Source organism: Streptomyces sp. NBC_00209 (assembly GCF_045206345.1).
In the GTDB taxonomy this organism is placed as follows: Bacteria; Actinomycetota; Actinomycetes; order Streptomycetales; family Streptomycetaceae; genus Streptomyces.
Map to the genome: position 1 here is coordinate 657,315 of NZ_CP108121.1, position 13,172 is coordinate 670,486.

General features: G+C 71.3%; 10 protein-coding genes. 2 read left to right on the plus strand and 8 right to left on the minus strand.

Annotation, left to right across the window (positions count from 1 at the left end; translation table 11 throughout):
* Positions 1-16 precede the first annotated feature (16 nt).
* The 5 genes from OG867_RS02915 to OG867_RS02935 all read right to left on the minus strand — a co-directional run bounded on the left by OG867_RS02915 (position 17) and on the right by OG867_RS02935 (position 7,340).
* Positions 17-1,297, minus strand: coding sequence for a lectin (locus tag OG867_RS02915; RefSeq protein ID WP_406282366.1), 1,281 nt, complete (start codon positions 1,295-1,297; stop codon positions 17-19).
* Positions 1,298-1,579: 282 nt separating this feature from the next.
* Positions 1,580-3,244, minus strand: a complete 1,665-nt coding sequence (locus tag OG867_RS02920) for an ABC transporter family substrate-binding protein (protein ID WP_406290724.1) — start codon at positions 3,242-3,244, stop codon at positions 1,580-1,582.
* Between the two features lie 73 nt (positions 3,245-3,317).
* On the minus strand, positions 3,318-5,435 hold the full coding sequence (locus tag OG867_RS02925) for a dipeptide ABC transporter ATP-binding protein (RefSeq protein ID WP_406282369.1): 2,118 nt from the start codon (positions 5,433-5,435) through the stop codon (positions 3,318-3,320).
* Entirely contained in the window at positions 5,432-6,355 is a 924-nt protein-coding gene (locus OG867_RS02930; RefSeq protein WP_406282372.1) for an ABC transporter permease, read from the minus strand. Before OG867_RS02930 ends, OG867_RS02925 begins: the two co-directional genes overlap by 4 nt.
* A 1-nt stretch (position 6,356) precedes the next feature.
* Entirely contained in the window at positions 6,357-7,340 is a 984-nt protein-coding gene (locus tag OG867_RS02935) for an ABC transporter permease (protein ID WP_406282375.1), read from the minus strand.
* A gap of 267 nt (positions 7,341-7,607) precedes the next feature.
* Here OG867_RS02935 and OG867_RS02940 point away from each other — a divergent pair, with 267 nt between their 5' ends.
* Positions 7,608-8,672, plus strand: coding sequence for a biotin/lipoate A/B protein ligase family protein (locus OG867_RS02940; RefSeq protein ID WP_161207842.1), 1,065 nt, complete (start codon positions 7,608-7,610; stop codon positions 8,670-8,672).
* On the opposite strand, the gene OG867_RS02945 is transcribed toward OG867_RS02940, so the two are convergent.
* Complete coding sequence (locus tag OG867_RS02945; protein WP_406282378.1) at positions 8,669-10,144, minus strand: amidase; 1,476 nt, start codon at positions 10,142-10,144, stop codon at positions 8,669-8,671. The genes OG867_RS02940 and OG867_RS02945 overlap by 4 nt on opposite strands.
* A 113-nt stretch (positions 10,145-10,257) precedes the next feature.
* Positions 10,258-10,599 carry a hypothetical protein gene (locus OG867_RS02950; protein ID WP_406282381.1) on the minus strand — a complete coding sequence of 114 codons (342 nt, stop codon included), beginning with the start codon at positions 10,597-10,599 and terminating at the stop codon, positions 10,258-10,260.
* A gap of 255 nt (positions 10,600-10,854) precedes the next feature.
* Here OG867_RS02950 and OG867_RS02955 point away from each other — a divergent pair, with 255 nt between their 5' ends.
* The gene (locus tag OG867_RS02955) at positions 10,855-11,628 is read left to right on the plus strand and encodes a hypothetical protein (RefSeq protein WP_328903459.1); all 774 of its coding nucleotides are present in this window, start codon (positions 10,855-10,857) and stop codon (positions 11,626-11,628) included.
* On the opposite strand, the gene OG867_RS02960 is transcribed toward OG867_RS02955, so the two are convergent.
* A complete protein-coding gene (locus tag OG867_RS02960) occupies positions 11,591-13,141 on the minus strand; it encodes an NCS1 family nucleobase:cation symporter-1 (protein ID WP_406282384.1) in 1,551 nt (516 codons plus the stop codon). The two genes, OG867_RS02955 and OG867_RS02960, sit on opposite strands and share 38 nt — an antisense overlap.
* Positions 13,142-13,172 lie beyond the last annotated feature (31 nt).

Here is a 13,172-nt window from a genome sequence, read left to right on the forward strand (position 1 = left end):
CGGAGGGCCGGGCCGGTCAGCCGTTGACCGTCCACTTCTGGTTGGCCGTTCCCGCGCAGGTCCAGATCTGCAGCCGGGTGCCGTTGGCCGCGTTGTTGCCCGTGACGTCCAGGCACTTGTTGGCCTGGGGGTTCACGATGTCGCGGGCCCCGCTGACCGCCCACTTCTGCGCGGCCGATCCGTTGCAGTCCCAGAGCTGGACCGGCGTGCCGTCCGCCGTGCCGCCGGAGGCCACGTCGAGGCACTTGCCGAGCGCCCGGATCGTGCCGTCGCCGCCCACGGTCCACTTCTGCGCGTTGCTGCCGTTGCAGTCGTAGAGCTGGACCGGGGTGCCGTTCGCGGTGCCGGCGGCGGCGACGTCCACACACTTGCCGGCGAGCCCGGTGATCCGGCCGCCCGTGGCGGGCGGCTGGCTGTCGTTGGTGGTGACGCGGACGTGGTCGACCACGAGCTGGTTCGGGAAGGCGGTGCTGCCGTCGGGGTCGCCGGGCCAGTAGCCGCCGACCGCGAGGTTCAGGATGAGGAAGAACGGCTTGTTGAAGGCCCAGGCGTTCCCGTTGGTGTCGGCCGGGGTGCGGTGCTGGTAGACGTTTCCGTCGACCGACCAGGTGATGGAGTCGGGCGCCCAGTCGACGGCGAAGGTGTGGAACGCGTCCGCGAACGCCTGGCCGTTCGGCAGGGTGTAGCCCGCCCCGATGCCCCCGGAGCCGGAGTAGCCGGGGCCGTGCAGGGTGCCGTGCACGGTGGAGGGCTCGAAGCCGACGTTCTCCATGATGTCGATCTCACCCGAGTTGGGCCAGCCCACCTGCCCGATGTCGTCACCGAGCATCCAGAACGCGGGCCACATGCCCTGGCCGCGCGGGATCTTCATGCGCGCCTCGACATGCCCGTACGCCTGGGTGAACTTGCCCGAGGTGTTCAGCCTCGCGGAGGTGTACTGACAGGTCCCGTACCAGCACTGGTAGTTGGAGGGGTTCTCCTTGCGGGCGGTGATGACCAGATGGCCCTGGCCGTCCAGCGCGGCGTTCTTGTTGCCGGAGGTGTAGTACTGCCGCTCGTGGTTGTTGACGTTGTCGCCGGTCTCGATCTGCCACTTGCCGCCGTCCACGGCCGAACCGGCCGCGCCGTCGAACTCGTCGGAGAACGTCGTCGTGGCGGTCGCCGCGGCCTGCGACATCGGAGCGGCACCCGCCGAGGAGGGCCCGCCGGTGCCGGCCAGTCCCGCGGTGGCCAGGGCGAGAGCGAGTGCCGGGAGTACGGAGCGCAGCAGGCGCCGCGAAAGGCGTGGGGAGTCCATGACTCTCCCTTCCGGTGTGTATGGGGAGGGAAGGGGAACCCCGCCGTGCACACGTAAGCCATGTGCATGACAGGTCGAGCGCACACGATGGAGCGGACACGGTGGAGCGAGCATGGGGCACTTGGTTCGCTACGTGATTTAAGAAGTGAAGAAAGGCGCTGTCAAGAGTTTGGTACGGACCACAGAAGTCGAAGTGACGGGCGCCCGGCACACGCCACCGGTCCGCAGGCACCAGAGGTGTGCCCGCGGACCGGTGGTTCGGCGCCGTGGGGGCGCCGCCCGTCACTTCTGCCAGCCGACCGTCTCCGGCAGCGGGGTGGAGAAGATCGTCGCGCCGACGTTGGCGAGGCCCTTCTTCACGCCGTACGTGGAGGGCCCGCTGAACAGGGGCAGGAAGGCGTACTCCTGGAGCGCCTTCTTCTCGACCTTGTTCACCGCCGCCGTCTGCTCGTCCAGGTCGGCGATCTCCGTGGTCGCGCGGATCTCCTTGTCCAGGGCGGGGTTGCCGGATCCGGTGATGTTGGAGTCTCGGTCCGAGCAGTAGAAGTCGCACAGATAGCGGGCGCCGAACGGGTCCATGGAGCGGTTGCCCGACAGGAACAGGTCGAACCGCCGCTCGCTGATGGTCTTGGCGAAGTCCGCGTCGTCGCCCTTCCGGATGTCGAGGTGGATACCGGCCGGCCTCAACATCGCGGCGAGGGCTCCGGCGGTGGCCTTGCCCAACGGGTCGTCACCCAGGAGGGTGTAGCCCACGTCCAGCTTCTTGCCGTTCTTGGCGCGGACGCCGTCGGAACCGGGCTTCCAGCCCGCCGCGTCGAGCGTCTTCTTCGCCTCGGCCGGGTCGTACGTCAGGACGGCGGACAGGTTGTCCTCGTACCCCTTCTGGAAGCTGTAGAGCACCGCCGAACCGGGCAGCGGCTCCGTGTAGTCGAGCCCCTGGAACTGGATCTTCGCGATCTGGGCGCGGTCGACGCTCTGCTGGATCGCCTTGCGGACGGCCTTCTCGGAGAGGACCGCCGACTTGGTGTTGAAGTACAGGGAGTACTCGAAGGGGCTGCCACCGCTGCGGATCTCCGTGCCCTTGAGGCCCTTGACCTGCTTCAGGCTCTCCGCGTCGACGGCGGAGGTGTAGTCCAGCTGACCGTTCTTGAAGGCGTTGACGCCCGCCGTGGACTCCAGGTTGACGTACACCCGCTTGTCCAGCTTGCCCTTCCTCCCCCACCACTTGGGGTTGCGGACGAAGGTGATGTTGCCCGAGTGGGCGTCCCACTTTCCGACGGTGTACGGGCCCGCGCCCCACTCGGGGTGGGCCTTCTTCACGTACGCCTTGTTGAAGTTCCCGACCGTCGCCGCCTTCGGGTGCAGGAAGGTCGTGAACAGGGTCGACCAGGAGGCGTTGACGCCCTTGAAGGTGATGACGGCCTGCTTGGCGTCCTTGCCCTGCGCGACGGAGGTGATCTGGTCGTAGCCGTCCGTGGAGGAGGCCGCGAACTCCTTGTTCGAGCCGTTGTTGGCCTTCCAGGTGGCTTCGATGGCCCGCCAGTCGATGGGGGTGCCGTCGTTGAAGACGGCCTTCGGGTTGATCGTCAGGACGACCTTCTGGTTGCCGCCGTCGACGGTCACCTTCACATCGCTGTAGTAGTCCTTGTTGTACTGCACGTCGCCGGTCGGCGAGTACGTGATCGCGTCGGCGTTGTACCAGCCCCAGACCCGGGACGCGGTCAGCGTGGCATTGACGTTGAAGGGGTTGCCCTGGTCGTCGAAGGTGCCGACGGTGGTGTACGTGCCGCCGTCCTTGATGTTCTCGTACGGCTGCGGGTTGTAGTCGACGGCGGCCGACGCGGCCTTGGGCGCCTTCTTGCCGTCCCCGCCTGAGTCGTCGCTCCCGCCGGACGACTGGCACGCGGTGGCGGCGACGGAGACGGCGGCGATCAGGGCGACGGGCATGGCCAGTCTTGCGCGCATGGCGGAGTGTTCCTTCTGGTTCGAGGGATGGGGAGGGGCGGAGAGCGGAGGTGCCTCAGACGGCGTGACAGGCGTACGTGTGGCCGGGCTGCCCTGCCACCGGGGAGGCCGCGGGCCGTTCCGTACGACAGCGCTCGCGCACCTCCTCGCCGGCCAGCCGGTACAGCGGGCACCGGTCCACGAAGACGCAGCCCGCCGGCAGCCGGGCGGCGCTCGGCTGCTCGCCCTCCAGGACCACGCGTTCGCGGGTGCGTTCGCGCTTCGGGTCCGGGACCGGGATCGCGGACAACAGGGCCTTGGTGTAAGGGTGCTTGGGGTCGGCGAACAGCGACTCGGTGTCGCCGGTCTCCACGATGTGCCCCAGGTACATCACGGCGATCCGGTCGGAGACATACCGGACGACCGCCAGGTCGTGGGCCACCACCAGGTAGGCCAGGCCGAGTTCGCGCTTGAGCCGGGCCAGCAGGTTGATCACGCCCGCCTGCACGGAGACGTCCAGGGCGGAGAGCGGCTCGTCCAGCACGAGGAGCCTGGGTTCGGTCGCGAGGGCCCGGGCGATCCCGACGCGCTGGCGCTGCCCGCCGGAGAGCGCGGCCGGGAAGCGGTCGCTCACCGCCTCGTCCAGGCCGACCAGGGCGAGGAGTTCGCGGACCCGGGCCCGGGTGGACGCACGGTCCCGGCCGATCGCGCGCAGGGGTTCGGCGAGCAGTTCGGAGACGGGCAGCCTCGGGTCGAGGGCGCCCATCGGGTCCTGCATCACGATCTGGACGTCCCGGCGCAACTCCCGCTGCCGTGCGGCGGATTCGGCGGAGCCCACCTCGGTTCCGGCGATCTCGATCCGGCCGCCCTCGGGCCGTTTCAGCCGCAGGATCTCCAGCAGGGTGGTGGTCTTGCCGCTGCCCGACTCCCCCACCAGGCCCAGGGTCTCCCCGGACCGCAGCTCGAAGCCGACCCCGTTGACCGCGCGCAGCGTGCCGACGCGGCGTTTGAGGACGGCCCCCTTGGTGACGGGGAAGGTCTTCACCAGGTCCTCGACCCGGAGCACGACGTCCCCGGCGGACGCGTCGCGCCCGGAAGGCCCGGACGGCCCGGACGGCCCGGCAGGTTCATCCGGCTCCGCCGCCTCCGCCCCGCCCGCCGGATCCAGCGACCCGGCCGCGATCTCGTCCGCCCGCAGGCAGGCCACGTCCCCGTGCCCGGTGACGGCGCGCAGGGCCGGTTCGTCCGTGCGGCAGGCGTCGAGCGCCACGGCGCACCGGCTCGCGAAGGGGCAGCCGGCCGGGAGGTCCACCAGAGCGGGCGGTTCGCCGCCGATCGGGACGAGGGGCCGGCGTACCCCGCTGTCCACCGTGGGCACGGCGGCGAGCAGGCGCGCGGTGTACGGCATCACGGGCCGCGCGAACAGCTCGTCCACTCCCGCCCGTTCCACGAACCGTCCCGCGTACATGACGGCCACGTCGTCCGCGTGACCCGCGACGACTCCGAGGTCGTGGGTGATGAGGAGGAGCCCGGCGCCGGTCTCCTTCTGCGCGAGGCGGAGCACGTCCAGGATCTGGGCCTGCACGGTGACGTCGAGCGCGGTGGTCGGCTCGTCGGCCACCAGGACGGACGGTTTGTTGGCGATGGCCATCGCGATGACGACGCGCTGGCGCATACCGCCGGAGAACTCGTGCGGGAAGGAGGCCGCGCGGGCGCGCGGGTCCGGGATGCCGACGAGGTCGAGGAGCTGGACGGCCTGTTCCCAGGCAGCCCGCTTGGTCAGGTCCTGGTGGACGCGCAGGGCGTCGGAGAGCAGCCGGCCCACGGTGAAGATCGGGGTGAGCGCGGAGAGCGGGTCCTGGAAGACCATGCCGATGGCGTTGCCGCGTATCGCGGACAGCTCCTTGTCGGTGAGGCCGACCAGGTCCCGGCCGCCGAGGAGCACCTGGCCGCTCGTCGCGGCGGTGGGCGGGAGAAGGCCCATGATGCCCATGGCGGTGGCGGACTTGCCGGAGCCGGACTCGCCGACGATGCCCAGGGTGCGGCCGGGCAGCAGGTCGAAGCCGATGCCGCGCACCGCCTCCACGGGGCCCGCCTCGGACGGGAAGGTGATGTGCAGGTCGCGCACCGAGAGGACCGGGGCGACGGCGTCGCCGGGCCGCCGCCCCGTGGGCAGGGTCGTCGCGAGGGTCATCGTCGGCCTCCTGCCGCACCGGTCGTGGATGTGGGGTCGAGGGCGTCGCGCAGCCCGTCGCCGACGAAGGTCATCGAGACGGTGAGCAGGACGACCAGGCCCGCGGGGAAGGCGAACAGCCAGGGCGCGCTGGTGACGGTGTTCGCCCCGTCGGCGAGCATCGTGCCGAGCGAGACGTCCGGGGTCTGGACGCCGAAGCCGAGGAACGACAGCGCGGTCTCGCTGAGGACGGTCGCCACGACGCCCAGGGTCAGGTTGACGATGAGCAGGGAGCCCAGGTTGGGGATGATGTGGCGCAGGATGATGCGGGCCGGGGTCACCCCCATGAACTCGGCGATCGTGATGTAGTCCCGCTCCCGCAGCGAGGTCGAGACGGACCAGACGACCCGTGCGGTCGACATCCAGCCGAACACCGTCAGGACGACGATGAGCACCCGCCAGTCACCGGCGAGCCGGTGGGAGACCAGGGCGAGGATGAGGAAGGAGGGGACGACCAGCAGGAAGTGGATGACGGCGAGGGTCGCCTTCTCCACCCGGCCGCCGAGGTACGCGGCGCTGGAGCCTATGACCGCGGCGACGACGATGGTCAGGACGGAGACGCTGACCGCGATGACCAGGGAGCGCCGCAGCCCGTGCACGGCGGAGGCGTAGATGTCGTTGCCGCCCTGGTTGGTGCCGAACCAGTGCGTACCGCTCGGTGGTTGGGTGAGCGCGGCGAAGTCGGCGTCCGAGTACGCGTACGGGGTGAGGAGTCCCCCGAACACGCTGAACAGCACGAGCAGCACGAAGATCGCCACACCGGCGACGGCGAGCCGGTTGCGCAGGAATCGCCGCGCGTAGAGCCGGGCGAGACCGGTGCCGGTGTGCCGGGGCGGCGCCGCCGGGGCGGGCTTGATGAGTTCCGTCGGTTGTACGGCCATGTCAGCTCACCCTCACGCGCGGGTCGAGGAAGACGGTGGCGATGTCCGCGAGGATCGCGCCGATCGCGGTCAGGGCGGCGGCGAAGGCGGCCGTGGCGACGGTGCCGTGGATGTCGTTCTTGCTGATGGTCTGGATGAAGTAGCGGCCCATGCCGTTCCAGCCGAAGATCGTCTCGGTGATGACGGCACCGGTGAAGATCGCCGGGATGCTGAACGCCACGGAGGTCGCCGTGGGGATGAGCGCGGTGCGCAGGGCGTGCCGGCGGATCGCCTGGGCGCGGGTGAGTCCGGTGGCCCGGGCGGTGCGGACGTATTCGGCGTTGAGGGTGTCGAGCAGCAGCGAACGCTGTGTCAGGTGGTAGCCCACGTAGCCCATCAGGGTCAGGGTGAGGGTGGGCAGGATCAGGTGGAGCACGCGGTCGCCGATGGTGGGGAGCAGCCCTTCGACGTTCGGCGAGTTCTCGCCCGCGACGTAGAGGAAGTGCAGCCCGGCGTGCTGGTTGAGCCAGATCGCGACGAAGACCACGGCGAGCGCGGCGACCGAGGTGGGCACGTTGAACACGGCGATGGAGACGGCCTGCGAGACCCTGTCCGCCCAGCCGTACTGCCGGGACGCCGTGTAGACGCCCAGGGTGACGCCGATGAGGACCGAGAGGAGTGTCGCCATGACGACCAGTTCGGCACTGACCAGCGAGCGGTAGCCGATCTCGCCGTTGACGGAGACACCGGTGGGCGACATGCCCCAGTCGAAGCGGGTGACGACGCCGCCGAGCCAGTCCCACCACCGCTGTACGAGCGGCACCGACGGGTCCAGGTGGTACGGCGCGAGCGCCCGGTCGATCTGGGCCTCGGTGCGGACGGGCCGCAGTTCCTTGAAGTTCGACCGGGGGTCCAGGAACCAACTGGCCAGGAAGTAGGTGGCGTTGGTCGCCATCACGATCATCAGGAGCCAGCCCGCCGCCTTGCGCGTCACATGGCGCAGCACGGGTGGCACCTCCTCGCGCACAAGGGACGCGCCGTGCGGGCGCGGGGTCTGGGGGGCGTATGCATGCGCGGTGGTGCTTTCTGGGGGGTCGGGAAAACGTTGCACAGACGTGCGAACGTCAGTCTGGTGCGGGCTCCGGGGCCGGCACCAGACCGGGAGCCCTCCCGCCACGACCTCGCAATACCGCCGTAGCAAACGGGCCGGACTGATCATGTTTTGTACGTGAGCGGGAGTTTTCTGTTCGTAGGCGGAAGTGGAGGCAGGACCGTGCACGGTGAGTACAAGATCCCCGGCGGCAAGCTGGTCGTGGTGGACCTGGAGGTCGAGGGCGGCGCGCTGCGCGACGTCCGGGTGGCCGGTGACTTCTTCCTGGAGCCGGACGAGGCGATCCTCGCGATCGACGCGGCGCTGGAGGGGGCCCCGGCGACCACCGACACGGTGGCCCTCGCGGCCCGGATCGACGCGGCGCTGCCGGAGTCGACGGTGATGCTCGGGCTCACCTCGGAGGGCGTCGCCGTCGCCGTACGCCGGGCGCTGGCGCACGCCACGGAGTGGAGCGACTACGACTGGCAGCTCATCCACGACGCCCCGCAGTCCCCGGCCCTGCACATGGCCCTGGACGAGGTCATCACGGCGGAGGTCGCGGCGGGCAGGCGGCCGCCGACGCTGCGGGTGTGGGAGTGGGACGCCCCGGCGGTGATCATCGGAAGCTTCCAGTCGCTGCGCAACGAGGTGGACGCCGAGGGCGTCGAGCGCCACGGCGTCACGGTCGTCCGGCGGATCTCCGGAGGCGGCGCGATGTTCGCGGAGCCGAGCAGCACCATCACGTACTCCCTCGCGGTGCCGCAGTCCCTGGTCTCCGGGCTCTCGTTCGCGGACAGTTACGCGTACCTGGACGACTGGGTGCTCGAAGCCCTCGGGGACATGGGCATCAAGGCGTGGTACCAGCCGCTCAACGACATCGCCACCGAGGTCGGCAAGATCGCCGGGGCCGCGCAGAAGCGCGTGGTCGGCCCGGACGGCGGCCCGGGCGCGGTGCTGCACCACGTGACCATGTCGTACGACATCGACGCCGACAAGATGCTGGAGGTGCTGCGCATCGGCAAGGAGAAGATGTCGGACAAGGGCACGAAGAGCGCCAAGAAGCGGGTGGACCCGCTGCGCCGGCAGACCGGCCTGCCGCGCCAGGCCGTCATCGAGCGCATGATCGAGTCCTTCCGCAACCGGCACGGGCTGACCCGGGGCGAGGTGACCCCGGAGGAGCTGGCCCGGGCGGAGGAGCTGGTCCGTACGAAGTTCTCGAACGACGAGTGGACCGCCCGGGTGCCCTAGCCCAGGGGTGGCGGCCGGTGGTCCTGCCAGCGCAGCTCCGCCTCCAGCTGGGCCGCCAGGGAGACGAGCCGTTCCTCGCCGCGCGACGGGCCGAGGAGCTGGGCGCCGACCGGGAGGCCGTCCGGGGTGAAGCCCGCCGGGACGTTGATCCCGGGCCAGCCCAGCACGTTCCACGGCCAGGCGTACGGGCATGCCTCGGTCATCGCCACATCGGTGCGCCAGGCGCTCAGCCCGTCGAACCGGCCGATCCGGGGCGGCGGCATCGCGGTCGTCGGGGTCAGCAGCACATCGAACCCGGCGCCGCCGCGTCCGTGGTGGAACAGCGCCCCGATCCGCCGGTGCTGGTGCACCTCGCGCGCCCGGGCCGCCCGCACCACCCCGCCGCCCAGCCGGGTGCCGGTCCGCAGCGCGCTGCGGGTGCGCGCGTCCAGGAGCGCCGGTTCGGGGTGCAGGGCGGCGAGCTCGGCGATGCCCGCGGTGGCGCGGGGTACGAAGCCGAGGCCGATGAGCCCGTAGCGCGGCCGGGCCTCCTCGACGTGGTGGCCGAGCCGGGCCAGCGCCTCCGCGAGCGCGGTCACCGCGCGGCGCACGTCGGGGTGGGGTGCCGTGCCGGTGAGGGTGAGCGGGGGCCGCCAGGCGAGCGCGATGCGCAGCCGGCCCGGGTCGCGGCGGGCGGCGGCCGAGGCGTCGACGGGCGGCGGGCGGTGCGGGTCCTCGGGGTGCGGCCCCGCGACGGCGTCGAGGAGGAGGGCGGCGTCCTCGACGGTCCTGGCCAGCGGTCCGTTGACGGTGAGGCCCTGGAAGGCGTCGCTGTGCGGGTGCACCGAGATCCGGCCGCGCTGCGGTTTGATGCCGACCAGATGGGTCCAGGCGGCGGGGATGCGGACGGACCCGGCGCCGTCCGAGCCGAGGGCGGCGGGCACGAGACCGGCGGCGACGGCGGCGGCCGAACCGCCGGACGAGCCGCCCGGGGTGTGGTCGGTGTGCCAGGGGTTGCGGGTGGCGCCGAACGCGGCGCCCTCGGTGAACGGCCACTGGCCCAGCTCGCAGGAGTTGGCCTTGCCGACGATCACGGCTCCGGCCGCGCGCAGCCTGCGCACCGCCTCGCTGTCGGCGCCCGCCGCCGCCCGGTCCCCGGCGCAGCCGAAGTAGGTGGGCATCCCGGCGACGTCCGTGTCGTCCTTCACCGCGACGGGCACCCCGAGCAGCGGCAGCCGCTCCCCCACCGCGAGCCTGCGGTCGGCCTCGGCGGCCTCGGTGAGCGCGGCCTCGGCGCGCAGGTGGCGGAAGGCGTTGAGGGTGCCCTGGCTCGCCTCGATCCGGGCCAGGGCGGCGGTGACGAGTGCGGTGGAGGTGGTCCGGCCGGCCGCGAGGGCCCGCACACTGTCGGCGAGCCCGCGCGGGGCGGGGTCCGGGGTGTCCCGGTCCGGTACGGGTTCTTCGGCCGTTCGGGTGATTGGGGCTGAGGACATGGGCGGCTCGCCTCCTCGTACCGTCAGGTGCGTGCGTGCACCTGTCCGCGCGAACGGACTTACTGGAGGGTAACGAGTGGGCGCGCCGCCCTCAACCGTGCGGGCCGATGTGCTTACGGCTGCACGCTGATCTCACCGATGCCCGTGCCGAGCCCTGCGCAGTGCGCGGTGGACTGGCCGGACTGGCCCGGGGCGAGGGTGACGTGCTCGCCGTCCACGTCGGGCGACCAGCCGCAGACCAGGTGGACCCAGAAGGTCCGGGTGGTGGAGCCGTTGTTCCGGCACAGCGCATAGCCGGTGTAGTCGTCCACGGCGTGCTTGCCGGTGTCGCAGGACAGGCCGGGCGGCGTGGCGGAGGCGGGGGCCGCGGCGGCGAGGCCGCCGGCCACGGCGAGGGCCGTGGCCAGGCCGGTGACGGCGGCGCGGCGGGACAGGCTCCCCAGGGTCTTCTTCATGGTGCCCTTTCGGTGGTGACCGCCCGTGACCGCCGGGGCGGCACGCGCGCGGTCGCGTTCGGCTCTGGCGGGCGGATGCCGGAGCGGGCCGCCCGCGGTCTGCCTAACCCGGGAGCGCCGGGAAACGTCACGTTGTGTAGACGCCACCGGGCGCACCTTGCGCCGAACGGGCGGCGTTCACTCCCCCGGCGTACGCTCGACTGGTCCGGACCGCAGTCGTCCGGAAGCCCCCACTCTTCGCACCGAGGAGGCGACGTGACCGGTTCACACCTCGGCACCCGCCCGGCCGCGTGGGCCGCCGCGTTCCTGATCGGCGCCGGGGGTACCGGCGCCCTCGGCGGCGTGGCCCATGCGGAGGACATCGACCATCTCACCGCCCAGCAGATCGCCGACCGCTCCCGGGACGCGATGCTCGGCGCGGAATCCCTGCACGTGTCCACGCGGGGTGACCTCGGCAAGGGCACCCCGTCCATGTCCCTGGACCTGGCCGTGGACCGGCACGGCAACTGCAACGGCTCGGTGGACCTGGGCCGCAGCCAGGGCTCGGTGCTGATCGTCAAGCGCGGGGACGACGTATGGCTGAAGCCGGACGCGGACTTCTGGAAGAACCAGGTGCCGAACGGCGGTTCGGCCTTCGCGGCGATCGTCGGCGACCGCTATCTGAAGGGGCCCGCCGACAGCCCGAGGCTGCGCGGCCTGACGAAGGCATGCGACCTCAACACCTTCCAGAAGCTGGTCAGCGACAACGCGAACGACGACACCGGCACCCTCAACAAGGGCCCGAAGACCACCATCGACGGAGAGTCCGTGGTGCCGCTGACCCGGATGCGCGGCGACATGACGCTGACGGTGGACGTCGCCGCGACCGGCAAGCCGTATCCGCTGCGGCTCTCGTTGCACGGAGGGGACGGCACGGACGCGGTGGTGAACCTCTCGGACTTCGACCGACCGGTGCCGAAGAACACGCCCTCGCCCGCCGATTCGTACGACGTCAGCGCGCTGCTGAGCCGGACCTCCGCCCCGACGTGACCCCTGCCATCAGGACCACGTACACGAGGAGCGAGGCCGCGAGGCCCACCGCCCAGCCGTAGTCCGCGAGCGGCTTCAGGATCGGGATGACGCCGTCCGAGGGGAACGGGCCCTCCCCCGGCTTCGAGTGGGAGCCGCCGATCGCGAGGACACCGCCGACCACGAACGCGGCGACGGCCCGCCAGTTCCAGCCGCCCGTGTACCAGTAGCGTCCGCCGGGCCGGTAGAGATCGGCGAGGTCGAGGACGGTGCGGCGGACGATCCAGTAGTCGGCGATCAGGATGCCCGCGACCGTACCGAGGAGCCCGCCGACCAGACCGAGCCAGGTGAAGATGTACAGCTCCGGCGTCTCGGTGAGCTTCCACGGCATGATGACGACGCCGACGACCCCGGTGATCAGCGCGCCCGTACGGAAGTTGATGAGCTTCGGCGCGAGGTTCGCCAGGTCGTACGCGGGTGAGACGACGTTGGCCGCGATGTTGACGGAGATCGTCGCGACCAGGACGGTCACCAGGGCGTAGAGGAGTCCGAAGACGTTGTCGGTGTGGGCGCCCAGCTCGACCGGGTCCCAGACGGCCTTGCCGTAGACGGCCTGCGAGCCGGAGGTGACGAGCACCGAGAGCAGCGCGAACAGGGTCATCGTCGTCGGCAGACCGAGCGACTGGCCCCGGATCTGGGCGCGTTGGCCCGCGCCGAAGCGGGTGAAGTCCGGGATGTTCAGGGAGAGCGTGGCCCAGAAGGCGATCATGCCCATGAGCGAGGGGAAGAAGACCGGCCAGAAGTCCTTGCCCCAGCCCAGCTCCGACGGCTGGTCGAGCAGCGGCCCGAAGCCGCCCGCCTTGACCGCGACCCACACCAGGAGCACCACCGCGCCGACGATGACGAAGGGCGCCGCCCAGTTCTCGAACCGGCGCAGCGCGTCCATCCCCCGGTAGATGATGGCGAGTTCGAGCGCCCAGAAGAGCAGGAAGCACAGCCAGAGCGTCCAGGGCTGCCCGCCGATCTCGGACGCCTCGGCCCAACCGCCGAACACCTTGCCCAGCAGCGTGAAGATGCCGACGCCGCCGATCCAGGTCTGGATGCCGAACCAGGCACAGGCGACGGCCGCCCGGATCAGGGCCGGGAGGTTGGCGCCGCGCAGCCCGAACGAGGCCCGGGCCAGCACCGGGAAGGGGATGCCGTACTTGGGCCCGGCGTGTCCGGTGAGCAGCATGGGCCCGAGCACGATCAGGTTGGCGAGGGCGATGGTGAAGACGGCCTGCTTCCAGTCCATGCCGAGGGCGACGAGACCGGAGGCGAGCAGCCAGGACGGGATGTTGTGGGCCATCCCGACCCAGAGCGCGGTGAAGTTGTACGTGGTCCAGACGCGCCGCGCCAGCGGGACGGGCAGCAGGTCCGCGTTGACGAAGCGGTTGTCGTCGGGGGCGGCGCCGGGGGCGAGTTCGACACGGTCGGCGGAGGCCGGTATCGGCTCCGGTGAGGAGGACGGGGAGGGAGGTGCGGTCGATGTCATGGCGGCTGGACCCTTCGCTCGGGGCGGTGCC